This window comes from Pseudomonas sp. Lb2C2 (assembly GCF_052112205.1).
Classification (GTDB): Bacteria; Pseudomonadota; Gammaproteobacteria; order Pseudomonadales; family Pseudomonadaceae; genus Aquipseudomonas; species Aquipseudomonas kilonensis.
The window spans coordinates 1-22785 of the sequence record NZ_JAUTYW010000006.1; the positions used below are offsets into that span (position 1 = coordinate 1).

Consider the following 22785-nt stretch of genomic DNA (forward strand, 5'->3'; position numbering starts at 1 on the left):
TCGGGGAGCAAGGTAGTTTGACCTCGGTGTTCACCTTGGATGAAGCGTTTCATGGGCAGCCCTTGCGATGAAATCCTGGGGGAATCATAGCAAGGGTTGGCTTCGGTGTTTTTACACACTCTGGGCCCAGCGCGGCTATCCCGGCATCCATGCCGGGATGCCCACTCCACAATGCCTGCGTTCGGCCATCGTGGTTAACGGGGCGTCCAGATCAAGATCCAAAGCAAAGCAAAAGCGGGGGGCATGTCCAGCATCTATGTGGCTGAGCCACCGCATTCGCGAGCAAGCTCGCTCCCACAGGAGAAACGCAATCACCCAGAACCAGGTCGGCTATCAGGCCGCCTCGCGGTGGACGTTGATCTCGGGCGCCCCGTTAACCACGATGGCTGAACGAAGGTGTTGCGCAGTGGGCACCTCGGCATGGATGCCGAGGTAGCCGCGCTGGGCCATGGATGGCCCTTCGCGGCGGCCCACGGAGCAACGCCTTCGTTCAGGCATGCCGAGCCTAGGCGAGGCACCGAGTGGTGGGGCAGAAGCGTTTTGGTTACTTTTGCGCTTCTCAAAAGTGACCCGCCGTAAGGGCGGAACCCTAAGCCGCCGTTACCGCAGAAATGGATATACACACTCCCCCCCAAAAAAAACGGCGCCTTTCCATTTCTGAAAGAAGCGCCGTTTTTTCTAAGTTGAGCAGCATTACGGCCATTGGCCGGGTTTCTGTTCAACCGATCATTGCATCCATGGCGGAGGCGGTTCTTCGGCCTTGCCGGGCGGGGCATCGTCGGCGGCGCGGACAGCCTGGCGGCGTTCTTCGTCCAGGCGAGCAGCCTCGATTTCACGCATGATCCCGCCGACATCCGCCATTTCTTCCGGCTCGTCGAACTCGCCGGTCAGCATGCTGGCCGGGTGCAGGGTGCCGGCTTCGTACAGCGCCCACATTTCCTTCGCGTACTTGGTGCGCTTGAGCTCCGGGGCAAACCGACCGAAGTAGGACGCCATGTTGCCCACGTCCCGCTCCAGCATGCTGAAGGCATGGTTGTTACCCGCGGCATCCACGGCCTGTGGCAGGTCGATGATCACCGGCCCGGTTGGCGTGAGCAGGACGTTGAACTCCGACAGGTCGCCGTGCACCAGACCGGTACACAACATCAGCACGATCTGGGAAATCAGATAGGCGTGATATTCACGGGCCTGGTCCGGCTCCAGCACCACATCGTTCAGACGCGGTGCTGCATCGCCGTACTCGTCGGCCACCAGTTCCATCAGCAGCACGCCTTCAAGGAAGTCGTACGGCTTGGGCACGCGCACACCCGCGCTAGCCAAGCGGAACAAAGCCGCCACTTCAGCATTCTGCCAGGCGTCCTCGGTTTCCTTGCGCCCGAACTTCGAGCCCTTGGCCATGGCCCGGGCCTGACGGCTGTTGCGGACCTTGCGGCCTTCCTGATATTCGGCCGCCTGACGAAAGCTTCGCTTGTTCGCCTCCTTGTAGACCTTCGCGCAACGTAGCTCGTTACCGCAGCGCACCACATAAACAGCTGCTTCTTTACCACTCATGAGTGGGCGCAGCACCTCGTCGACCAGACCGTCCTCGATCAGGGGTTCAATGCGTTTTGGAGTCTTCATCAGCTTTTATTGTGGGTCCTTTATTACCAAACACGCGAATGACAGTCGTTATACGGCAATCCTTCCTCCACGGGGAGGGGTTGCCGACCTATGAACCTGTGATGCACACAATGTGCCGGATCAATCGACCGAACCGAATCATAGCCGAGACCGAACCTGGCATTGCTAACTGAATGCCCAGGCATTTGCGACAAGAGCTGACAGCCATGTCTATCATCGGCTGTAGGAAGTGCGACGACTCAATGCTTGAACAGTTCCCCCGGCGTAAACCCGAACATCCCCTTGAACGCCGCAATGAACGCGGACGTTGAATCATACCCACAGGACAACGCGGCACTGGTGACGCTGTCGCCCTGCTCCAGCGAACCCAGGGACGACAACAAGCGCATGCGCTGGCGCCAGGCGCGAAAGCTCAGGCCGGTCTCGCGCTGGAACAGGCGCATCAAGGTTTTTTCCGACGTGCCCAGGCGCTCAGCCCAGGCGTGCAAGGTGACGCTCTGCTCAGGCTGTTCGATCAACTCGTTACACAGCCCCAGCAGACGGGCATGTCGCGGCAGCGGCAGGGAGAATCCCACCTCCGGCAAAGTCGCCAACTGGTCCAGCAACACCTGCACCAACCGTTGTTCCTGGGTGTCGCCTTGCGGGTAATCGACCGGAAGCTGACAGAACACCTTGATCAACTCACGGGCCAGTGGCGTGACTTCCAGCACCCGACAGCGCTCATCGGCCCAGGGGCAGGCGTGACGATGCACATACAGGCTGCGCATTTCCGCTCGGGTGGAGGTCACCACATGGTGTTCCAGGTCGGCCGGGATCCAGATGCCCCGTTGTGGCGGGGCAAAGAAGCTGCCCGCTGCGGTGTGTACGCCGAGAACGCCACTGATGGCGTAGGAAAATTGCACCCAGTCATGACGATGGGCTTGCGTCCAGGAGCCGGCGCTCAAGCTTTCGACACGGGCGTACAGCGGCCTTGGCAATTGCGCCAGGTCGGGGATGCGGCGTTCGAGCTGTTGGTGTCCGTTAGGCGGCATTGATTGGCCTTATGTCGCAAGACGACTAGTAGGGACGACGTTAGGCTATGTCGACTTTTCTTACAACTTGCGGTGCCCTATGCATATCCTCAGACACCTCAAACGCATGGTGACCGACTGGTTCCTGTGCGGCATGTTGCTCGCCACGCTGCTGGCGTACTTCTTTCCAACCTTTGGCGCCACGGGCGGTGCCATGCATGCCGAATGGGTGGTCAACATCGGCATCTTCGTGGTGTTCTTCCTGCACGGGGTCAACCTGTCCGGCGAACAGATCCGCCACGGTTTGAAGAACATCCGCCTGCACGTGATGGTGCAGGGTTTCACCTTTGGCGTGTTTCCGTTGCTCTGGCTGATCAGCCACTGGCTAGTCGGCAGCCATGTGCCGGCGCTGCTGATGCTGGGCTTCTTCTACCTGTGCGCCCTGCCCTCGACCATTTCGTCCTCGGTGGCGCTGACCGGCAGTGCCGGCGGTAACGTGCCGGCGGCGATTCTCAACGCGAGCCTGTCCAGCGTACTGGGGATTTTCCTGACACCGCTGCTGGTCAGTTTCGTGGTCGGCAGCGGCGCCGGTGGCATCGACCTGGGGTCCACCTTGCTCGACCTGTGCATGATGTTGCTGCTGCCACTGGTGCTGGGGCAGTTCCTGCGGCGTTGGTTGGCTGGCTTTTTCGGCAGGTACAAGCGCTACACCAGCATCATCGACAAACTGGTGATCCTGCTGCTGGTCTATGCGGCGTTCTGCAACTCGATGGTGTCCGGCATCTGGCAACAGCAAGGCCACGGCGTGCTATTGAGTGCAGTGCTTGGCAGTGCCGTGCTGCTGGCGATCATCTTGTGGGCGACCACCCGCACCGCCCGCGCCCTGAAATTCAGCAGCGCCGATGAAGTTGCCGCGGTGTTCTGTGCCAGCAAGAAATCCCTCGCCGCCGGCGTGCCCATGGCGGCGTTGATTTTCAGCAACCATCCCGGCCTGGGACTGATCCTGCTGCCGATCATGATCTATCACCCGCTGCAGTTGATCGTCTGCTCGATCCTCGCCGAGCGCTACGCCAGCCATCACCGGGAACTGGCGTCCCGCCAGGACGGCGCCGTCCTCAGCGCTCGATAATCGCCGTCACGCCCTGGCCAGCGGCGGCGCAGATGGAAATCAACCCGCGACCTCGCCCGGCCGCATCGAGCAACTTGGCGAGGTTGGCGACAATGCGCCCGCCCGTGGCGGCAAACGGGTGCCCGGCGGCCAGGGAACTGCCCTTGACGTTCAACCGGCTGCGGTCGATGGCCCCCAGCGGCGCGTCGAGGCCCAGGCGGGTCTTGCAGTAGTCCGGGTCTTCCCAGGCCTTCAGTGTGCACAACACCTGGGCGGCGAACGCTTCGTGGATCTCGTAGTAATCAAAGTCCTGCAAGGTCAAGCCGTTGCGCGCCAGCAATCGCGGCACGGCGTACACCGGGGCCATCAACAGCCCTTCGGCGCCATTGACGAAATCCACCGCCGCCGTTTCGCCATCGCGCAGGTACGCCAGGATTGGCAGGCCTCGGGCCTTGGCCCACTCTTCGCTGCCCAGCAGCACCAACGAAGCGCCATCGGTCAGTGGCGTGGAATTGCCCGCGGTCATCGTGCCCTTGGCGCTTTTCTCGAAGGCCGGCTTGAGGGAGGCGAGTTTTTCCGGGGTCAGGTCCGGGCGCAGGTTGTTGTCCCGGGTCAGGCCAAGAAACGGTGTCATCAAGTCGTTCTGCCAACCTTCGGCATAGGACGCGGCCATTTTCTGATGGCTTTCCAGGGCCAACTGGTCTTGCGCCTCCCGGGGGATCTGCCAGGTCTGGGCCATCAATTCGCAATGCTCACCCATGTTCAGGCCGGTGCGCGGTTCGTTGATGCGCGGCAGGTCGGGGACGAGGTGCTGGGGACGCAGTTGCAGGAAGGTCTTGATCTTGTCGGCGGTGGTCTTGGCGCGATTGGCTTGCAGCAGGATCCTGCGCAGCCCTTCATTGACCGCGATCGGCGCGTCCGACGTGGTGTCCACGCCGCCGGCAATGCCGCTGTCGATCTGGCCTAGGGCAATCTTGTTGGCCACCAGCAGCACTGTCTCCAACCCGGTGCCACAGGCCTGTTGTACGTCATAGGCCGGCGTCATCGGTGACAGCCGCGAACCGAGCACGCATTCGCGGGTCATGTTCATATCCCGGGAGTGCTTGAGCACCGCACCGGCAGCCACCTCGCCAATGTGCAGGCCATGCAGGTTGTAGCGTTCGATCAGCCCCTCGAGGGCAGCCGTCAACATCGCCTGGTTGCTGGCAGTGGCATAGGGCCCGTTGGAGCGGGCGAACGGAATGCGGTTACCACCGATGATCGCGACGCGGCGTAGTTGTGTCATGAAGAACTCCCCTGTGTAGGTCTAGTGCCCTATGAAGACTCAACCGAACCCTGTGGGAGCAAAGCTTGCTCGCGATGAACGATGACGCGACCTACCTGAAAAACGCGGTGTCTGCATCGCGAGCAAGCTTTGCTCCCACAGGGATTCGGTGCCCTGGAAAAAGCGCTCCCGCTCAAGCTTAGGCTTTATCTCGCCGATCGAACGACTGATTGCCAATCATGGTCCACACTTGGAACCTCATCAGCCGGAGTGTGTTCCATGTCTGACCGTTATATCGACTTCGCCAATTCGCCCATTGGCCGGCGCATGGTCGGGTCCCTCGGCCTGCCATCGCCGGTGCGCCTGGAACGCTGGCAGGCCGGGCGCCTGCGGCCGATCGAAGGCGCACTGCTGCTGGGCGGCGGGCCGTTGACCGAACAGATCGGCACGTTTGCCAAGCGCCTGACCGACACCATCTTCATCTACGGCGGCGAGCCGACCCTGGCCACCGAGTGGATCCCCGGCCATGGCCCGAAAATCAAGGCGGTGGTGTACGACGCCAGCCATTTGGCGCAGGCCGACCAGCTCAAGCAGCTGCGGGAATTTTTCCAGCCGCTGATGAAAAACCTCGACCACAGCGCCCATGTCGTCATTCTCGGTCGCGCGCCGGAAAGTCTTGCCGACCCGTTCGCCGCCAGTGTCCAGCGAGCGTTGGAGGGTTTCAGCCGTTCCCTGGCCAAAGAACTGCGCCACGGTGGGACGCTGCAACTGTTGTACGTCGGCGACGGCGCCGAAGGCCAGCTGGAAGGTGCGCTGCGGTTTTTCCTGTCGCCCAAGAGTGCCTTCATCTCCGGGCAGGTCATTCGCCTCAACGCCTGTGACACTCAGGTCCAGGACTGGACCCGACCGCTCACGGGGCTCAAGGCGCTGGTCACTGGCGCAGCCCGCGGCATCGGCGCCTCCATCGCCGAAACCCTGGCCCGCGATGGCGCCGACGTGATCCTGCTGGACGTCCCGCAAGCCAAGACCGACCTCGACGCCCTGGCGGCACGCCTGAGCGGACGCAGCGTCACGCTGGATATCTGCGCCGAAGACGCCGCCACCCAGTTGATCGAACACCTTCCCGACGGCGTCGACATCGTGGTGCATAACGCCGGCATCACCCGGGACAAGACCCTCGCCAACATGACCCCGGAGCTCTGGGACGCGGTACTGGCCGTCAACCTCAACGCCCCGCAAGTGCTGACCAAGGCCCTGCTCGACAGCGGCACCCTGCGCGACAATGGCCGGGTGGTTCTGCTGGCGTCCATCAGCGGCATTGCCGGCAACCGTGGGCAGACCAACTATGCGGCGAGCAAGGCCGGGCTGATCGGCCTGGCCCAGGCCTGGGCGCCGCTGCTGCAGCCACGGGGCATCAGTATCAACGCCGTGGCGCCGGGCTTCATTGAAACCCGCATGACCGCCGACATCCCCTTCGCCTTGCGCGAAGCCGGGCGGCGCATGAGCTCCCTGGGCCAGGGCGGTCTGCCCCAGGATGTCGCCGAAGCCGTGGCCTGGCTCGCACAACCGGGCACGGGTGCCGTGACCGGGCAGGCGCTGCGGGTATGCGGGCAAAGCCTTCTGGGAGCGTGACCATGACGATCCAATGGCACGAAGTCAGCAGCCCGCCATCGATGTCCGGGCTTTATTCGAAAGCGGCGACACGGCGCAAGGTCACCGGAACAACCTTGCCCGAGGAAGGCCTGCGCCAGGTGCTTCAGGTCGACCCGCAACGCCTGGCGGCCTATCGCAAAGTCTGCGGTTTCGTCGATAACGGACTGCTGCCGCCGACCTATCCCCACGTCTTGGCGTTCGCCCTGCAAATGCAATTGCTCACCGCGCGGAATTTTCCGTTCCCGCTGCTGGGGCTGATCCACTTGAGCAACCGCATTCGTGTATTGCGGCCCATGGGCGGGGTTGGCCAGGTTCGGGCCAGCGTCAACGTCGAGAACCTGCAAGCCCACCCCAAGGGCGCGGTATTCGACCTGGTGACACGCCTCGATGATCAATTGGGGACGCTGTGGGAGGCCCAAAGCCAGATGCTTTGCAAAGGTGTCCAGCTCGACGGGGCACTCGTGGAGGACTCGCCGCAGACCAGCCAGCCCTTGATTGAAGTCGCGCACTGGACCGCACCGGCAGACATCGGTCGGCAATACGCCAAGGTGTCTGGCGACTACAACCCGATTCACCTGAGCGGCATCAGCGCCCGGTTGTTCGGCTTCCCCACCGCCATCGCCCATGGCCTGTGGAACAAGGCCCGGACCCTGGCGGCGCTGGATGACCACTTGCCCGACGCCAACGTCGAGATCGATGTGACCTTCAAGAAACCGGTGCGCCTGCCCAGTGAAGTCACGCTGCTGGCGAGTGCGGCAGGCTCCAGTGGGCAACTGCAACTGATGGGGGCTGGGGAGTTGGAGCATATGGTGGGAGAGTGGCGGCCGGTGGCCTGAGCAGAATAAATGGCCTCTACACCCATCCCCTGTGGGAGCGAGCTTGCTCGCGATGGCGGTGGGTCAGATTGCATCCATCTTGAATGCGCCGTGGTCAGTGCGGCGGGTAGTTGGACAGAATCCGCCCCACCGTCTCGCGCACGGCCGTGTTGCGATCAGTCGGGTTGGGCGAGTTGCTGAGCATTCGTTCATCACTGCCACGCCACACCAGCTTGCCGTCCTTGCCATCGAGCAGATCGATCTGCACGGTGGCGACCTTGTAGCTGATGTTGCGGGTTTCGTTGTACATCGGCCCGCCCCAATAGCCATTCCAAGGGCTGCCCCAACCGCCGCCATAGTTGGTGGTGACCTGCTGCTGGCGGTCCTCGACGATCAGATAGGCCTGGACCAGTACATCGCCGCGCCCGCCAGCCGGGGCCTGGCGCAGGCCGCGTTGGTCGAGTTGATCGGCCACCGCCTGGCGGATCCGCTGTTCGGTCAGGTCGCTCTTGATGCGAGGGTCATCAGGGCGATATTGCAGCGCCGGGTCTTTCCAGCTCCAACTGCGATACGCCGCGAAATCGCGGCTGGTGTCGAAATCATGGTTGACCTGGTTAGAGGTACAAGCGCCCAACAACAGGGTGAAGGCCAGTAGAGCAAGACGGCGAAACATGGTTTTTCTCCGTTGCGTAATCAACTTGGAGGATACGCCGACATGGCTTTTTCCACCGCTGCACGAATGGCATCGGTGCGCTCGCTCTGACTGCCCCGCTGGCCGGTCTCGGCGCTGGCGCTCCACACCGGTTGCCCCGTGCGGGCATCGAACAGATCCACCCGCACCACCACGACCTGCTCCTGATACGTGCGCACCATCGGCACCGGATGGTACATGCCATAACCCGGACCATAGCGGTCATAACGGTTATAGCCACCGTAGTAGCCGGCATCATAGTCGTCCCGGACCTGGCGCACGCGGGTCTCCAGGCGCAGGTCGGCGCTGACGAACAGGTCGGCGGGCCGGTTGTCATGCAGCGGGCGCAGGCCACGCTGGTCCAGGGCATTGCTCACCGCTTCGGCCACCTGGGCCGAATCCGCCCAGGCGGTACCCGACGGCAGGCGCCCGTCGCGCCAGGCCCAACTGCGGTAGCGCCCGTAGTCACGGGGCGGCGCAGGGTAAGCGCTGCGGTCGAACACCGTGGCGGCCTCGGGCGGCGCCGGCGGCAGCGGATTGGACGTGGCGACATAGGGGTTGCTGCCCTGGCAGGCCGCCAGTCCCAGGCACAGCATCAACAACCCTGAACGACCTTTCATTTCGCTCTCCGGTCACACTGGACGGCAGATCCAGTGCAGATAACGTCCCAACCCGGCAAACGCCGGATGGCGACGGTGGGCCAGTTCCATTTCCAGCAACTGCGCAAGCTCCACGCGGCCCTGGAACTCCACCGGCATGTAGTCATGGAAAACCCGCACGCCACTCTGGCTTTCGACCTGCCACAGGCCTTCAAGTTGCGCCGCCAATTCTCGCGGATCAAGGGGTTGTTGCGGTGTCAGGCTCTGTTTTTCACCGGCCATGTCGTTTTTGCGCAACTTGCGAAAATGCCCCTTGAGCAGGTTGCGATAGACCAGCGCGTCGCGGTTGTAGAACGCCAGGGACAGCCAACCGCCCGGGACCGTGAGCTGGTGCAACACCGGCAGGATCGCGTGGGGCTCGGCCAGCCATTCCAGCACCGCGTGACACAGCACCAAATCGTAGGGTTCAGTGAGCTGGCCGAGCAGGTCCTGCCAAGGCGCCTGGATGAACGTGGCGCTCTGGTCCGCCTCGGCAAAGCGCTGGCGGGCGCCTTCGAGCATGGGCTCGGCCGGCTCGGCCAGGGTCACCTGGTGGCCGCGCTCGGCCAGCCACAACGACATGTGGCCCAGCCCGGCTCCGATGTCCAGCACGCGCAGCGGACGCTGTGGCAAGCTTTCCAGCAAATCGGCCTGAAGCACCGCCAGGCGGATCGCGCCCTTGGCCCCGCCGTAGATTTTTTCCGCGAAGCGCGTGGCGAGCTGATCGAAATGACGGTCGCTCATTGGCCGAACCGCCGTTCACTGTCGGCCAGTTTGCTGCGCACCACGGCGTCCATGTCCAGACCCAGTTCGCTGCAAAGCAGCAACAGGTACAACACGATGTCACCGACCTCCTGCCCGGCGTGGGCCAGTTTGTCCGCCGGCAACTGGCGCGACTGGTCCTCGGTCAGCCACTGGAAAATCTCCACCAGTTCGGCCATTTCCACACTGGCGGCCATGGCGAGGTTTTTCGGGCTGTGGAATTGCCGCCAGTCGTTACGGTCACGAATGGCATGCAGGCGTTCGGTCAGTTCAACAAGGTTCATCGGGTTCTCCTGAATGCGCATAGCTTCAGGGGGATGACCAGGGAAGGCAAGAGTCTCGGTACGCAGCGACGGTTTGCCCCATAATCGAACCAACTCGGCCGCCACAGCTCCTACAATCAGGAGCCAACGGCTCAGCGCAGATTCCCTCCCATCAGGATGCACTTATGCAGGTAGAAAGCTTTTTCGAATGGCTCGGCCAGGCGCTCGGTTCGGTGATCCGTTTCATCGTCGACCTGCTCAGCGGTCTCTTCAACACCCTGGCCAATGCCGGCGGCAATTTTGTCGATGGGCTGTCACGCACCCTGGGCATGGACACCTCGATCATCAGCATCATCGCGCTGATCCTCGGGCTGATGCTGCTCTACTCGGCGATCCGCGCGTTCATGCGGGCCTCGATCGTCATGGGCATCATCTGGCTGGTGCTGGGGTTGTGGTTGTTGAGTTGGATCATTCACTAGTCTAGCCATCGCTCCAGCACCACAGGGCCCGCGCCGGACACGGCACCTGTGGCGAGGGAGCTTGCTCCCGCTGGACTGCGCAGCAGGCCCCGAAAAAACAGGGCCGCTACGCGACCCAACGGGAGCAAGCTCCCTCGCCACAAACAGGTCCGACTTACGCAAAGAACGATCAGGCGAGAACCCGCTACAATCGCGCTCCATCAAGGAGCCCGCATGTCCAACCTGACCACCGACTGGCGCGACCGCCTTACCCATCGCCGGGTCTGGGCGCTGGCTGCGCCAATGATTCTCTCGAACATTTCCGTACCGCTGGTGGCCTTGGTGGACAGCACCGTCATTGGCCATTTGCCCCATGCTCATCAGTTGGGCGCGGTGGCGGTCGGGGCGAGTTTGTATACGGTGCTGGCGTGGGCCATGGGTTTCCTGCGCATGGGTACCACCGGGTTCGCCGCCCAGGCTGCCGGGCGTGGTGATGGGGCGGCGTTGCGACAAGTGTTGCTGCAAGGACTGTTGTTGGCGATGGGGTTGGCGGTGCTGCTCGGTGCCATCGGCGTGCCGTTGAGCGACGTGGCGTTGCACTTCATGCAACCGTCCGCCGAGCTCAACCAGTTGACCCGGGACTTCTTCCACACCCGGCTCTTCGGCTTGCCGGCGGCGCTGGCCAGCTATGCGCTGGTAGGCTGGTTCCTCGGCGCCCAGAATGCCCGGGCCCCGCTGGCGATCCTGCTGGTGACCAACCTGATAAACATCGCCCTGAACCTGTGGTTCGTGATCGGCCTGGACTGGGGCGTGACCGGGTCGGCCCGGGCGTCGGTAATCGCCGAGTGGACCGGCGCGCTGGTCGGCCTGGCCCTGGCCCGCAACACACTGCGCGCCTGGCCCGGGCAGATCGCCTGGGCCGCCCTGGGGCTGTGGCACAGTTGGCGCCCGCTGCTGGCGGTGAACCGAGACATTTTCATCCGCAGCCTGGTGCTGCAAGCGGTGTTTTTCCTGATCACCGTGCAAGGCGCACGCCTGGGGGATGCGACCGTGGCGGCCAATGCTTTGCTGCTCAACGGCCTGCTGCTGACGGCCCACGCTCTGGACGGCCTGGCCCATGCCGTCGAAGCGCTGTGCGGCCATGCCATTGGCGCCCGCGATCGCCTGGCACTGCGCCGCTCATTGGTGGTGGCGTGCGGCTGGTCGTTGATTGCAAGCCTCGGCTTTGCCCTGCTGTTCCTGCTCGCCGGCCACCTGTTCATCGACATGCAGACCGACATACCCGACGTGCGCGCCACCGCTTATCACTACCTGCCTTACCTCGCCGCCTTGCCACTGATTGCCGTCTGGAGTTACTTGCTCGACGGGCTGTTCATTGGCGCCACCCGTGCCCGGGAAATGCGCAACGGCATGCTGCTGACCCTGCTGCTGGTGTTGCCCATCGCCTGGGCGCTGCAAGGGCTGGGCAACCATGGGCTGTGGATAACCTTCCTGCTGTTCATGGCCCTGCGCAGCCTGACCCTCGGTGCTTTCGCCTGGCACTTGCAGCGACACGATCGCTGGCTCGGCGCATCTGCCCACTAACGCTCAATCCTGGCTGCCCTGCCAGCGCCGCCGCAGTTGATCGAGTCTCTCGCGCTGCGAACCACCCACCAGGCCAGGCACTGGCCGGGCATCGGGGTGTTGCAGGCGCAGCCACAGCCAGTCATCGAGCACCGCACGCTCGGTAAACCCCAGCGTCAGGCCCTGTTGCAAATCCCCCCAGAGCCGCTGGTAATCACATCCGGTGGAACGGGACCATTGCCAAGCGTGACGCTCCAGCAGGCATCGTTGCAACTGGTCCTGCTGTCGGTCGCTGAGGCCGTGCTCTTTCTCCAGCGCCGCCACCGACAACCCCGGGTTGGACAATTGTTGCCAACCCTGGCTGCCGATCGCCCGATCAGCCCACGTGCCGCCAAACCAGCGCAACAGGCTGATCGGGCCCAGCCAGCAACTGAGTTCTTGAGGGTCGCAACCGTCGAAGAAATAGCTGGCGATGTGCGGGTTGTAGTAGCTCAACAAGGCTTTGTGATGCAGACCCAGGGTCACCGTCAGCATGCGTCGCAGATGCGCCAGCAATTGCGCAGCGGGCGATGGGCTGACCAACAACAACCCCGGCCACGAGCGTGGGTCCAGGCGACAGAGGCTGACCAGCGCAGGCGAATGGCGCAGATCCACCAGCAGCGGACCGTGCTCTCGCAGCCCATGCAGCTCGGTGTTTTCAAACAAGGCAAAGCATCGGGCCTTGGCGAACTGCGTGTGCACAAGCCACGCAGCACCAGGCGCACTCGGTACGTCGAGCAGCAGCCATTGCGGCGGTGATCCAGAGTGGGTCGCGGCGTTCATCGAGCAATGCCCGCGCCGCGCCGCATGAGCATACGGCAGGTGCATAGTGGCTGGGCGCAGGGGCTGAAAGGCCCGCCTTCGGGCAACAAGCACAACAAGACCAAAGGCTCCGCATCCCGGATTGCAGACAACAGGAGCGGATCGGCAACCGATGGCCCATGTGTTCCGCCTGTGGATAACTCATCCACAACCTCTACTGAGGCAGGCACATCCAGAAATGCACTGATCATTGGCCGATCCGGATCACCTTCGATAAAGCTCACCAGCACCTCGGTGCCGTCACTCAGGGCACCCGCCACGCCCGTGGCCAGTTCGGGCGCCAAGGGCAGCCAGCAATGACTGGGGCTGGAACCTTCGCCCTGGTAAAGCCAGTCAAACTGCACCGCTACGCGTCCCGCGCCCAGCTCCGACGGTTCGTCCACCGCCACGACCCAGCCACGTTGCCGGCTCACCATGCGCGGTTTTGCCGGGACCTCGTCTGGCATGAACAGCACGCCCCGGGGAATGGCCTTGAAATGATTGCCGTACACCCCCGCCTCTGCGCGGTGCTCGACCTTCGTCAGCAGCCAGCGCCGGTTCCAGCCGGCAAACGGATGGGCCGTCAACATCAACACCTGACCACCGTGCAGGTTCATCAAGTCGCTGCGGCCCTGGGCGACCTGCTCCCCCGACACATCGGTTTGCACACTGAAGGACCGCACCGCGGCAATCGGGTCGTCGTCCGCGTAGACCGCCTTACCGGCAGGGGGAAAACTGTGCGGATTGTCCGCGAACACCAGGCAATGCCCGTCCCGGGTATGTTCGAAATGAAAGTGGATACCCGCCTGGGCGCACACGCGCTGCAGGAACTGCAGGTCCGACTCTCGATACTGGGTACAGAAATCCTGCAGTGGATAATCGCCACTCAAATCCAGGCACAGGCTGCGACCGCTGATGCCATGAGCCTTGAGCACCTGGCGAATGATCTGCGGCACCGAACGGGCACTGAAGACCCGCTGACTGAAACGCTGCGCCAGACAGGCCAGCTTCGGCCCGATACGCACCCGGCAGCCGGCGCCATGACGGTGTTGGACCAACTCATGAAGCTGCCCATGAACGCCTCGGCCTGGGACCCCGAAACTCAACCAGACGCTGCGGTACAACAGGCCCGCCAGGTCCAGGTTCGCGTCGCGCAACAACAGCTGCGCTTCATAGACGAAGGGTTCGCTGATCGCTTCGCTACCCGTGAAGGCCACGACGTCTAAAGGCTCGGGCAGACCGGCTATCTCCAGACGAAAGGCTGGCGCGCTGGCTGGATCGGACATCGGCGTTTCTCTACAGGAGGGACGGTCGGGGATTCTCGCCGAGAGCCATGGCCGAGTAGAGGGGCCAAGTACAAGTTAGGAAAGGGACTACACGAAATAAGGACATCGCCGGTTAAATGCACCGACGTTCAGAAATAACGACGGCACAAATAAAAACGCCCTCCGGGACTGTCCGAAAAAAACCGCAACACGCGGTGCATTTTCTGACAGCCCGGGAGGGCATTGCCGATCAGTTAAAAGGGTGAGCCCCGCTGTAATCCTGTGGCGAGGGGATTTATCCCCGCTGGGCTGCGCAGCAGCCCCTAAGCAGTCAACTCGAGCTGCCTGACACACCGGTTGTCGGCATTTAGGGCCGCTTCGCGCCCCAGCGGGGATAAATCCCCTCGCCACAAAGGGAGTTCTTTACTCAGCGAATACTCATGACCCCATCAAGAAGACAGATAAGACGAACGCGTCAGCCCCAGGCGCAAGGCATCGAGGAACTGGGTACGTTCGGCGGCGCTAATGCGGGCGCTGGCGCACTTGTCGCGGTAGTGAGTCATCAACTCCTCCGGCGACAGGTGCACGTAGCGCAGCATGTCCTCGATGGTGTCGTGGGTTTCGATACCGGCGTGGTACACGCTGCCATCGGCGTTCTGGTAGATGTTCACCGAGTCGGTGTCACCGAACAGGTTGTGCATGTCACCGAGGATTTCCTGGTAGGCGCCCACCAGGAAGATGCCCAGCAGATAGTCTTCATCCGGCTTGAGAGCGTGAACCGGCAGGCTGGTCTCGATGCTCTGCTCGTCGACGTATTGCTTGATCTTGCCGTCGGAGTCGCAGGTCAGGTCTTGCAGCACGGCGCGGCGCAGCGGCTCTTCGTCCAGGCGATGCAGTGGCAGGATCGGCAACACCTGGCCGATGGCCCAGGTGTCCGGCAGGCTCTGGAACACCGAGAAGTTGCAAATGTATTTGTCGGCCAACTTGTCGTTGAGCTCATCCAGCACCTGCCGGTGCGAGCGCTGGCGCGCCTTCAACGAGTTGTGCAGGCGACGGCACACGGCGAAGTAGCACTGCTCGGCCAAGGCTTTTTCGGCCAGGGTCAGCTTGCCGTCGGCATATTGGGTCGCCACGTCGCTCATGTAGTGGGTGGCGCGCCAGTAAGTCTCGGTGACCATCTCGATGTCGGTCGGGCCCAGCAGGTCAACCAGCCATTGCACGGTTTCCGGCAGTTCCTGCTTGTTGTCGATCACCGGTACGTCGTCGTTGTGTTTCTCGACGTCGGTCACCTGCACCACCAGCATGGCGTGGTGAGCGGTCAGCGAGCGGCCGCTTTCGGAGAAGATGTTCGGATGCGGCAGGCTTTGGGCATCGCAGAACTCCTTGAGCATGCCGACCACGACACCGGCGTAATCGTCCATGTCGTAGTTGATCGAACTGGCATTGCGCGAGTGCGTGCCGTCGTAGTCCACGCCCAGACCACCGCCGACGTCGATGTGATCCACCGGCAGGCCGAGGTTGCGCAGCTCACCGTAGTAACGGATCGCTTCCTTGAAGCCGTGCTGGTAGTCCGCCAGGTTGGCGATCTGCGAGCCCATGTGGAAGTGCAGCAGGCGGATGCCCTGGTCCAGGCCGGCCGCGCGGAAGCGCTCGACCACCGACAGCAGTTGCGCGGCAGACAAGCCGAACTTGGACTTTTCGCCACCGGTATCGGCCCACTTGCTCGACGCCAGGGACGACAGGCGCACGCGCAAGCCGACCTGGGGCTTGACCTTGAGCGTTGCGGCCTCTTCGATCACCAGGCCGACTTCGGACTCTTTCTCGATGACGATGAAGACGTTGTGACCGAGCTTCTGGCCCATCAGCGCCAGGCGGATGAATTCGCGGTCCTTGTAGCCGTTGCAGACGATGGTGCCGCCCTTCGGCGCCAGGGCCAGGACCGCCAGCAGCTCCGGCTTGGAACCGGCTTCCAGGCCGATGGAGACGTTCTGGGTGGCGATGATGTTCTCGATCACCGCTTCCTGCTGGTTGACCTTGATCGGATAGAGCGCGGTGTACTTGCTCTGGTATTCCAGGCGCGCGATGTTGCTGTCGAAGGCGCCGGTGAGCTGGCGCACACGGTCTTGCAGGATGTCGGGGAAGCGCACCAGCAAGGGCAGCGACAGCCCGCTCTGGCGCAACTGGTCGACTTGCTCGAACAGGTCGATGGGCGAGCTGTCGGGACCGTTCGGACGGACTTCGACGCGACCGGCTTCATTGATCGCGAAATACCCGGCCCCCCAATGGCGAATCCCGTAAACACTGCGGCTGTCCGCAACTGTCCATTGGCTGCCATCGTCTTTGCGTGTGCGTCGTACGGACATCGAAGTCCCCTATAAAGAAGTCAAAATGCACCATCCGGTCGGAGGCTGGGGCAGTCTAGAGAGTGAAAATGACGAATTGCCTGTTAGCAAGGTAGACCCTGCTCCCAGCGATGAGTTTAGAAACCCGTTCAGAACAGGCTCTGTGAAAACCATGCGGGCGACCTCGAACGTCGGGTTCGGGTCAAGCCGAGGGTGGTTTTCACAGAAGCTGCTAGCCGCCGGATTTCTTTGCCTTGAAGCCGTGCTTGACCAGTTCCGCCAGCAGCAGCTCGACGTGATCGCCCTGGATCTCGATGATGCCGTCTTTCAACGCACCACCGGTGCCACAGCGTTTCTTCAACGTGGTGGCCAGTTCCTTGAGCGCGTCTTCGGCCAACGGCACGCCGGTGATCGTGGTCACCGTCTTGCCGCCGCGACCTTTGCTTTCACGGCGCACGCGCGCAATGCCATCACCGGCAGGGATGGCGGTCTGCTTGCAGATACAGGCATCCACCGGCTGACGGCAATCAGGGCAATGACGACCGGCGTCGGTAGAAAATACCAAGCCGCCCAGGGCGGCGAAGGATGCGGCTTTTTTGGCCACCGGCAATCCTCTTGGGAGGACAAAGACTGGTCGAGGGGGAACATGCCTCGACCGCGAAACCCCACTCAGGCAGGGGCAGCGCTACTGGACCGCAGACACGGTTCAGCTTGAAAAGTCGCGCAGTGTAACGGCAAAAAGCCGACTTGCTAAGGGCCAATCAGCGCCAATTTATAGCTTCTTTGCGACGCTGCCGCCATGGACGCGCAAATAGCGTTCAAGCGCCGCCAGGGAGTCCGGGCAGTAAGGCTTGCGCTGGATTTCATCGAGCACCTGCTCGAGGGGCAGGAAACGCGCTTCGAGGACTTCTTCGGGCTGCAGGACCAACGGGCCGTCCCACACCGCCGAGAACGCCGAGCACCAGAGGCGACTGCCAGGGTCTTCGAAATAGAAATGGTCATGGGCGGTCAGTTCCACGCCGCTCACGCCCAACTCTTCCGCCAGCTCACGGGCAGCCGATTCGGCGTAGGTCTCATCGGCCTGCACCATGCCGCCCGCCGCCACGTCCCAGAAACCAGGGTAGATAGCCTTGCTCAGGGTGCGCCGATGGACACACAGCTCACCGGACGAATTGAACAGCATGATGTAGGTGCCGCGTCCGATCAGGCCACGCTCACGCAGCTCTGAACGCACCAGGCTGCCGAGCAGGTTGTCGTGCTCATCGACCCACGCAATCAGCTCGGCATCCGAGGCCACTCGATGAGCGACCTCCCGGGGGCTTTCGCTCATGAATCAACCCTGGTTCAGCAGTTGTCGCAAGTCGATGACCGCTGCGTTGGCTCGGGAAATGTAGTTGGCCATGACCAGCGAGTGGTTCGCCAATACACCGAAGCCGCTGCCGTTGAGGATCATCGGGCTCCAGACCGGTTCCTGGGACGCTTCCAGTTCACGAATGATCTGCCGCACGCTGACCGTGGCGTTCTTTTTCGCCAGGACATCGGCGAAGTCCACTTCGATGGCACGCAGCAGGTGCGACAACGCCCACGCCTGGCCACGGGCCTCATAGAACACGTTATCGATTTGCAGCCACGGGGTCTCGACCACCTCTTCGTCCACCTGCGGCACCTGGCCCGGGGCCGGGACTTCGGTTTTCAGCGAGGTGTTGAGCTTGACCCGGCCAACGCTGGCCGACAGACGCTGGGACAACGAACCCAGGCGAGTGCCGACATCCCCCAGCCAGTTGTTCAGGTTGTCGGCGCGGGCGTAGAACAGTGCGCTTTTCTGGCTTGGGTCGGACAGGCGCGCCTGGTAGCGGCTCAGGGAATTGATGCCTTCCTGGTATTCCGACTCGCTGGAGGGCAGCACCCAACTGCGGTTGTCGAAGTTGAAGCGCGGCTCGGCCTTGGCCAGGTCGGCGTCCTCGGCGGACTGGGACTGGGAACGGGCGAAGTCCTTGCGCAAGGCGCGGCTCAGGTCGCGGACCTGCACCAGCACGCCGTATTCCCAGCTCGGCATGTTGTCCATCCACAGGCCAGGCGGGAAGCGGTCATTGGAGATGTAGCCGCCTTGCTTGGTCAGCAGGGTCCCGGCCACCGTCTTGAGCGTTTCGACCGTGGTGTAGCCCACCACCATCTGCCGGCCATCTTTCTCGGCCGCGGCCTGGGCGTTCTGCTGCACAGGGAACAGCGCAGGCTCCTGGCTCCAATACCAGCCGACGGCAATGGTCACCAGCAGGTAAAGGCCGATCAGCGTCGCCAGTGCGCGGCTGAAAAAAAGCCCACCCAGGTAGCTGCGGGTGGCCGATTTCGGCTCGGCGGCACGTTCAGGCGCGCTGCCCGCGCGGTTTTTCCAGTCCAGCATGGCGATATCCCTTCAATCACTTGAGTTCTCGGTTCGACCACAACCCTACGCCATCGTGCCTGATTTGAAACGCGATAATGCGGCGCCAATCATGCCGGGCGCGACAGGGCAATCGAACAGCACTATAAAGGAAGCGGTGCCATCGGCCTACGAGACTGGCCAGTCACGAACTGAATTTCGCGACTGGACAGAATATTGACGTATGACACTCATGCGAAGGAAAAGAGGTGCTAGCATAGAGCCACCAGTCGATCTCAGCATGCACCCTAACTAGTAGTCAGGATATGACCGAGCCAGAAGACCCCAGCCGTGAGCGCCTCAAGCACCACTTTGCCCAGCGGGTAATTCATCAGGCTCGTCAGATCCTGGAGATTTGGCAGCGCCTGCAACGCAGTGAGTGGTCCAGCACCGACCTTTCAGAGCTCAGTGAAGCCAATCTGCGCCTGCTGCGCTTTGCCGAGCGCTTCGAACAGCCCGAGCATTCCCAACTGGCCCAGGGCATCAGCCAGTCGCTGCAAGCGGTGGACGCCAATCGCGGGCGCCTGAGCAGCCACCTGATCACCGAAATCAACCGTTTGATGCAGCGTTTGTCTCGTACCGGCCTGCGCCACGGCGACCAGCTGGAACAAACCTTCCTGCCGCCGCTGCGCAAACCCATCTACGTGTTGCTGCAGGACCATGACCGCGCCGAGCGCCTGGCCAAGCAGTTGGAGTTCTTCGGCCTCAGCGCCCAGGCGCTGGACAGCGTCGCGGCGTTCCGCGCCTCGATGGTCGAGCGCCTGCCGGCGGCGATTGTCATGGATGTGGATTTCAGCGCCCCCGGCGCCGGCCTGAAACTGGCCGCCGAAGCCCAGGAAGGCCTGGAGCAACCGCTGCCGCTGTTGTTCTTCAGCTTGTTGGAAACCGACACGCCCACACGCCTGGCCGCGGTGCGCGCCGGTGGGCAGGAATTTCTCACCGGCACCCTCGAAGCCTCGAGCCTGCTGGAAAAGATCGAAGTGCTGACCTGCGTCGCCCAGTACGATCCGTACAAAGTGCTGATCATCGATGACTCCCGCGCCCAAGCCATGCACACCGAACGCCTGCTCAACAGCGCCGGCATCATCACCCGCACGCTGATCGAGCCGATCCAGGCCATGGCCGAGCTGGCGGACTTCCAGCCCGACCTGATCATCCTCGACATGTACATGCCGGCCTGCACCGGCACGGAACTGGCCAAGGTGATCCGCCACAACGACCGCTACGTGAGCGTGCCGATCATCTACCTGTCCGCCGAAGACGACCTGGACAAGCAACTCGACGCCATGAGCGAAGGCGGCGACGACTTCCTGACCAAACCGATCAAGCCCCGGCACCTGATCACCACGGTGCGCAACCGTGCCGCCCGGGCACGCAACCTCAAGGCGCGGATGGTGCGCGACAGCCTCACCGGCCTGTACAACCACACCCATATCCTGCAACTGCTCGAGGATTGCAGCTTTCGCGCTCGTCGCGAAGGCAAGCCCCTGAGCTTTGCCATGCTCGACATCGACCATTTCAAACGGGTCAATGACAGCCACGGCCATCCCATGGGCGACCGCGTGATCAAGAGCCTGGCGCTGTTTCTCAAGCAGCGCCTGCGCAAGACCGACTTCATCGGTCGTTACGGCGGCGAAGAGTTCGCCATCGTCATGCCCGACACCGATATCGACGCCGCCTGCAAAGTGCTGGATGAAATTCGCCAGCGCTTTGCCGAAATCCACTACCCGGCCCAGCCCCATGATTTGTGGTGCACCTTCAGCGCCGGCGTGGTGGAGATGAGCGATGACTCCGACAGCCTGATGATGGCCAGCCAGGCGGACGAAGCGCTGTACCGCGCCAAGCATGCCGGGCGCAACCGGGTACAGAGCGCCCGCCAATCAAAGCAAAGTGCCACCTTTTCATCGGAATCGACCGATTCGGTCATAAACCTGTAACGCAAACGCAATAACTTCAGGCACTTACGATTCTGCCCCTGGTAGACCTTTAATGCGCCTGAAGCTGCTGACCAATCTCAACACCCTTCTTTTAGTTGCCGTGTGCCTGGGCCTTGGGGCCACGCTGTGGTGGTCGCAGATCGCCCTGGAACGACCCTATCTGCTGATGGAGCGCTACCTGGGCCTGTCACGGCAATTCCAGGGCGAAGTGGCGCGCAACATCGAGGACTACCTGGCCAGCGGCGACGCCTTGCGCCTGAGTGCGGCCACCCAGGCCCTGGAGGCCCTGCAAAAGGACCTCGATCAGTTTCCCCCGGCACTGGCCACCCCCCTGCGCCCGAGCCTGTCGAACCTCGACGGCTTCAGCAAGACCGATCTGCTGGCCGCCGGCAAACTGGCCGGCGATCCGCAGGCCTTGCTGCTGCAGGCCGAGCGTGAACTGAGCGCCAGCCTCGACCAACTGGCCCAATACGCCAATGGCGCCCCAGCCTACTTGCCGGCGTTGTTTGCCGCTTCTCAGCACCTGGGCCGGTTGTCCCTCACGCGGGACAAACTGGTCAGCAGTGGCCGTAGCGAATTGGCCGCCGATGTCGAACGGGAACTGGCGAGCATCCGTGTCGAGGCCGAACGCCTCGACAGCCTGCCGCTGCTGGGCGTCACCGCCAGCAGCGAATCAGGCAGCGATGATTTCGCCGCGCTGATGGGTTTGGAAACCCAGGAAAAAACCGCCGCCGAAGATGCTGGCATCGCCCTCAAGCGCGAACTCAACAGCCTGCTCGGCCGTTACCCGGCGGAATTGGCCCGCACCCGTGAACTGATCCAGAAACGCACCGAACTGAGCAGCGCCACGCACCTGAAAATCGCCGATGTGCAACAGGCGATCGATGCCATGGAGCCGGCGGTGCGCGCCCAGCATGGGCAGATCCAGGGAGAGGTTCGCTTGATCCAAGGGGTAATGATTGGCCTGATCCTGCTGATCGCGCTGCTCATCGACACCTTGCAACGGCGCCTGGCCCGCACCTTGACGCACTTGGCTCCGGCCCTGTCGATCTGGGCCGAGGGCGACTTCAGCCGTGATATCCACGTGGGCGCCAGCAACCGCGAATTGCAAGACATCGAGGCCTCGCTCAATCGTCTGCGTGCTTATCTGGTGGACCTGGTGGGCACCATTCGGGTGAACGCCGAACAGGTCGCGGGTAGCAGCCGGACCCTGGCCGAGCTGAGCGGCGAGCTGCACAGTGGGGCCGAGCACCAGGCTGGCGACACGGCGCTGATCCGCGATTCCCTCAGCGAACTGGAAGCAACGATCCAGCAAGTGGCCGGCGATGCCAGCCAGGCCGCAGACGCCAGCCGCAGCGCCGGGCAGGCGGTGGAGCAAGGGCAGAAAGTCATCGGCCTGAGCCTCACAGGCCTGCATGCGCTGGTGGGAGAAGTGCAAGGCAACGCGCAAATGATCGAACAACTGGCCGAGGAGTCAGCCACCATCGGCGGCGTGCTGACGGTGATTCGCTCGATTGCCGACCAGACCAACCTGCTGGCCCTCAACGCCGCCATCGAAGCCGCCCGCGCCGGGGAAATGGGCCGGGGCTTCGCGGTAGTGGCCGAGGAAGTCCGCTCCCTGGCCCAACGCACGGCCGGCGCCACCGCCGAAATCCAGACGCTGATCGCCCGCCTGCAACAGGCTGCGCGCCAGTCAGTGGACGGCATGCGCGCCCAGGTCGAACACGCCGAAGCCACCGCCAACCAGGCGCAAGCGGCCGACGGCGCGCTGGATGAAATCGTCGGTGCCATCCAGACCATCTCCGACACGGCAGTACGCATCGCCGACGTCACCGCCCAACAAAGCGGCGCCGTCAGCGAAATACGCGATCACAGCGAGCGGATTCACCAACTGGGCGGCGACAACCTGCTGCGCATCGGCCAGGGGCGCGAACAAGGCGACCATCTCCTGGTACTCGGCGGACGCTTGCACACCGCCGTGCAGGCCTTTCGGGTTTAGCACCACCGACTGCATGAATCCCTGTGGGAGCGAACTTGTGGGAGCAAGGCTTGCCCGCGATGCAGACACCTCGGTGTAACTAATAGACCGAGGCGATGCCATCGCGGGCAAGCCTTGCTCCCACAAGCTCCCACAAGG

21 protein-coding genes are annotated in these 22785 nt (G+C 62.9%); 7 read left to right on the forward strand and 14 right to left on the reverse strand.

Annotated elements, in window-relative coordinates; translation table 11 throughout:
• Positions 1-333: 333 nt before the first annotated feature.
• From Q7F16_RS18690 to Q7F16_RS18700, 3 genes are all read right to left on the reverse strand, one after another.
• A complete protein-coding gene (locus tag Q7F16_RS18690; RefSeq protein ID WP_217870594.1) occupies positions 334-498 on the reverse strand; it encodes a hypothetical protein in 165 nt (54 codons plus the stop codon).
• A 228-nt stretch (positions 499-726) separates the two neighbouring features.
• Positions 727-1620: a PA4780 family RIO1-like protein kinase gene (locus Q7F16_RS18695; RefSeq protein ID WP_095974543.1), complete on the reverse strand. Its 894-nt coding sequence runs from the start codon at positions 1618-1620 to the stop codon at positions 727-729.
• Between the two features lie 239 nt (positions 1621-1859).
• Positions 1860-2651 (reverse strand): AraC family transcriptional regulator, encoded by a 792-nt coding sequence (locus Q7F16_RS18700; RefSeq protein WP_046064410.1) that lies wholly within the window; start codon positions 2649-2651, stop codon positions 1860-1862.
• A 79-nt stretch (positions 2652-2730) separates the two neighbouring features.
• Between Q7F16_RS18700 and Q7F16_RS18705 the strand changes: the two genes are divergently transcribed.
• Complete coding sequence (locus Q7F16_RS18705; RefSeq protein ID WP_409556744.1) at positions 2731-3759, forward strand: bile acid:sodium symporter family protein; 1029 nt, start codon at positions 2731-2733, stop codon at positions 3757-3759.
• Here the strand turns inward: Q7F16_RS18705 and Q7F16_RS18710 are convergent.
• Positions 3746-5023 carry an acetyl-CoA C-acetyltransferase gene (locus Q7F16_RS18710; protein WP_014336403.1) on the reverse strand — a complete coding sequence of 426 codons (1278 nt, stop codon included), beginning with the start codon at positions 5021-5023 and terminating at the stop codon, positions 3746-3748. The genes Q7F16_RS18705 and Q7F16_RS18710 overlap by 14 nt on opposite strands.
• Before the next feature lie 258 nt (positions 5024-5281).
• Between Q7F16_RS18710 and Q7F16_RS18715 the strand changes: the two genes are divergently transcribed.
• Positions 5282-6634, forward strand: a complete 1353-nt coding sequence (locus Q7F16_RS18715) for a 3-oxoacyl-ACP reductase (protein WP_409556743.1) — start codon at positions 5282-5284, stop codon at positions 6632-6634.
• Positions 6635-6636: 2 nt separating this feature from the next.
• A complete protein-coding gene (locus tag Q7F16_RS18720; RefSeq protein ID WP_046064407.1) occupies positions 6637-7491 on the forward strand; it encodes a MaoC family dehydratase in 855 nt (284 codons plus the stop codon).
• Positions 7492-7585: 94 nt separating this feature from the next.
• Here Q7F16_RS18720 and Q7F16_RS18725 read toward each other — a convergent pair whose 3' ends face one another.
• From Q7F16_RS18725 to Q7F16_RS18740, 4 genes are read right to left on the reverse strand one after another with little or no spacing between them, the layout of a single operon-like run.
• Positions 7586-8143 carry a DUF4136 domain-containing protein gene (locus Q7F16_RS18725; RefSeq protein WP_014336400.1) on the reverse strand — a complete coding sequence of 186 codons (558 nt, stop codon included), beginning with the start codon at positions 8141-8143 and terminating at the stop codon, positions 7586-7588.
• A 20-nt stretch (positions 8144-8163) separates the two neighbouring features.
• Entirely contained in the window at positions 8164-8781 is a 618-nt protein-coding gene (locus Q7F16_RS18730) for a DUF4136 domain-containing protein (protein ID WP_014336399.1), read from the reverse strand.
• Between the two features lie 12 nt (positions 8782-8793).
• Complete coding sequence (locus Q7F16_RS18735; RefSeq protein ID WP_014336398.1) at positions 8794-9543, reverse strand: methyltransferase; 750 nt, start codon at positions 9541-9543, stop codon at positions 8794-8796.
• Positions 9540-9845: a MazG-like family protein gene (locus Q7F16_RS18740; protein WP_003186192.1), complete on the reverse strand. Its 306-nt coding sequence runs from the start codon at positions 9843-9845 to the stop codon at positions 9540-9542. Before Q7F16_RS18740 ends, Q7F16_RS18735 begins: the two co-directional genes overlap by 4 nt.
• A gap of 164 nt (positions 9846-10009) precedes the next feature.
• Between Q7F16_RS18740 and Q7F16_RS18745 the strand changes: the two genes are divergently transcribed.
• Both Q7F16_RS18745 and Q7F16_RS18750 read left to right on the forward strand, forming a co-directional pair.
• Positions 10010-10303 carry a hypothetical protein gene (locus Q7F16_RS18745; protein ID WP_003197447.1) on the forward strand — a complete coding sequence of 98 codons (294 nt, stop codon included), beginning with the start codon at positions 10010-10012 and terminating at the stop codon, positions 10301-10303.
• A 213-nt stretch (positions 10304-10516) separates the two neighbouring features.
• Positions 10517-11866 carry an MATE family efflux transporter gene (locus Q7F16_RS18750; RefSeq protein WP_409556742.1) on the forward strand — a complete coding sequence of 450 codons (1350 nt, stop codon included), beginning with the start codon at positions 10517-10519 and terminating at the stop codon, positions 11864-11866.
• Between the two features lie 3 nt (positions 11867-11869).
• On the opposite strand, the gene Q7F16_RS18755 is transcribed toward Q7F16_RS18750, so the two are convergent.
• From Q7F16_RS18755 to Q7F16_RS18780, 6 genes are all read right to left on the reverse strand, one after another.
• Positions 11870-12667: a DUF4123 domain-containing protein gene (locus Q7F16_RS18755; protein ID WP_409556741.1), complete on the reverse strand. Its 798-nt coding sequence runs from the start codon at positions 12665-12667 to the stop codon at positions 11870-11872.
• Positions 12664-13971 carry a type VI secretion system Vgr family protein gene (locus Q7F16_RS18760; RefSeq protein ID WP_409556740.1) on the reverse strand — a complete coding sequence of 436 codons (1308 nt, stop codon included), beginning with the start codon at positions 13969-13971 and terminating at the stop codon, positions 12664-12666. The genes Q7F16_RS18755 and Q7F16_RS18760 overlap by 4 nt, the downstream gene beginning before the upstream one ends.
• Before the next feature lie 428 nt (positions 13972-14399).
• Positions 14400-16313 carry an arginine decarboxylase gene (speA, locus tag Q7F16_RS18765; protein ID WP_014336393.1) on the reverse strand — a complete coding sequence of 638 codons (1914 nt, stop codon included), beginning with the start codon at positions 16311-16313 and terminating at the stop codon, positions 14400-14402.
• Positions 16314-16524: 211 nt separating this feature from the next.
• Positions 16525-16896, reverse strand: coding sequence for a translation initiation factor Sui1 (locus tag Q7F16_RS18770; RefSeq protein WP_003197435.1), 372 nt, complete (start codon positions 16894-16896; stop codon positions 16525-16527).
• Positions 16897-17064: 168 nt separating this feature from the next.
• Positions 17065-17622, reverse strand: coding sequence for an NUDIX hydrolase (locus Q7F16_RS18775; RefSeq protein ID WP_024617882.1), 558 nt, complete (start codon positions 17620-17622; stop codon positions 17065-17067).
• A 3-nt stretch (positions 17623-17625) separates the two neighbouring features.
• Complete coding sequence (locus Q7F16_RS18780) at positions 17626-18693, reverse strand: DUF2333 family protein (RefSeq protein ID WP_046064399.1); 1068 nt, start codon at positions 18691-18693, stop codon at positions 17626-17628.
• Between the two features lie 284 nt (positions 18694-18977).
• Here Q7F16_RS18780 and Q7F16_RS18785 point away from each other — a divergent pair, with 284 nt between their 5' ends.
• Both Q7F16_RS18785 and Q7F16_RS18790 read left to right on the forward strand, forming a co-directional pair.
• Positions 18978-20648: a GGDEF domain-containing response regulator gene (locus Q7F16_RS18785; RefSeq protein WP_014336390.1), complete on the forward strand. Its 1671-nt coding sequence runs from the start codon at positions 18978-18980 to the stop codon at positions 20646-20648.
• Positions 20649-21603: 955 nt separating this feature from the next.
• Positions 21604-22647 (forward strand): methyl-accepting chemotaxis protein, encoded by a 1044-nt coding sequence (locus Q7F16_RS18790; protein WP_413211833.1) that lies wholly within the window; start codon positions 21604-21606, stop codon positions 22645-22647.
• Positions 22648-22785: the final 138 nt, after the last annotated feature.

Bases quoted from the DNA above. Each gene is read 5' to 3' on its own strand.
- Q7F16_RS18690 (WP_217870594.1), bottom strand. From the start codon at position 498: ATGCCTGAACGAAGGCGTTGCTCCGTGGGCCGCCGCGAAGGGCCATCC.
- Q7F16_RS18695 (WP_095974543.1), bottom strand. From the start codon at position 1,620: ATGAAGACTCCAAAACGCATTGAACCCCTGATCGAGGACGGTCTGGTC.
- Q7F16_RS18700 (WP_046064410.1), bottom strand. From the start codon at position 2,651: ATGCCGCCTAACGGACACCAACAGCTCGAACGCCGCATCCCCGACCTG.
- Q7F16_RS18705 (WP_409556744.1), top strand. From the start codon at position 2,731: ATGCATATCCTCAGACACCTCAAACGCATGGTGACCGACTGGTTCCTG.
- Q7F16_RS18710 (WP_014336403.1), bottom strand. From the start codon at position 5,023: ATGACACAACTACGCCGCGTCGCGATCATCGGTGGTAACCGCATTCCG.
- Q7F16_RS18715 (WP_409556743.1), top strand. From the start codon at position 5,282: ATGTCTGACCGTTATATCGACTTCGCCAATTCGCCCATTGGCCGGCGC.
- Q7F16_RS18720 (WP_046064407.1), top strand. From the start codon at position 6,637: ATGACGATCCAATGGCACGAAGTCAGCAGCCCGCCATCGATGTCCGGG.
- Q7F16_RS18725 (WP_014336400.1), bottom strand. From the start codon at position 8,143: ATGTTTCGCCGTCTTGCTCTACTGGCCTTCACCCTGTTGTTGGGCGCT.
- Q7F16_RS18730 (WP_014336399.1), bottom strand. From the start codon at position 8,781: ATGAAAGGTCGTTCAGGGTTGTTGATGCTGTGCCTGGGACTGGCGGCC.
- Q7F16_RS18735 (WP_014336398.1), bottom strand. From the start codon at position 9,543: ATGAGCGACCGTCATTTCGATCAGCTCGCCACGCGCTTCGCGGAAAAA.
- Q7F16_RS18740 (WP_003186192.1), bottom strand. From the start codon at position 9,845: ATGAACCTTGTTGAACTGACCGAACGCCTGCATGCCATTCGTGACCGT.
- Q7F16_RS18745 (WP_003197447.1), top strand. From the start codon at position 10,010: ATGCAGGTAGAAAGCTTTTTCGAATGGCTCGGCCAGGCGCTCGGTTCG.
- Q7F16_RS18750 (WP_409556742.1), top strand. From the start codon at position 10,517: ATGTCCAACCTGACCACCGACTGGCGCGACCGCCTTACCCATCGCCGG.
- Q7F16_RS18755 (WP_409556741.1), bottom strand. From the start codon at position 12,667: ATGAACGCCGCGACCCACTCTGGATCACCGCCGCAATGGCTGCTGCTC.
- Q7F16_RS18760 (WP_409556740.1), bottom strand. From the start codon at position 13,971: ATGTCCGATCCAGCCAGCGCGCCAGCCTTTCGTCTGGAGATAGCCGGT.
- speA (WP_014336393.1), bottom strand. From the start codon at position 16,313: ATGTCCGTACGACGCACACGCAAAGACGATGGCAGCCAATGGACAGTT.
- Q7F16_RS18775 (WP_024617882.1), bottom strand. From the start codon at position 17,622: ATGAGCGAAAGCCCCCGGGAGGTCGCTCATCGAGTGGCCTCGGATGCC.
- Q7F16_RS18780 (WP_046064399.1), bottom strand. From the start codon at position 18,693: ATGCTGGACTGGAAAAACCGCGCGGGCAGCGCGCCTGAACGTGCCGCC.
- Q7F16_RS18785 (WP_014336390.1), top strand. From the start codon at position 18,978: ATGACCGAGCCAGAAGACCCCAGCCGTGAGCGCCTCAAGCACCACTTT.
- Q7F16_RS18790 (WP_413211833.1), top strand. From the start codon at position 21,604: ATGATTGGCCTGATCCTGCTGATCGCGCTGCTCATCGACACCTTGCAA.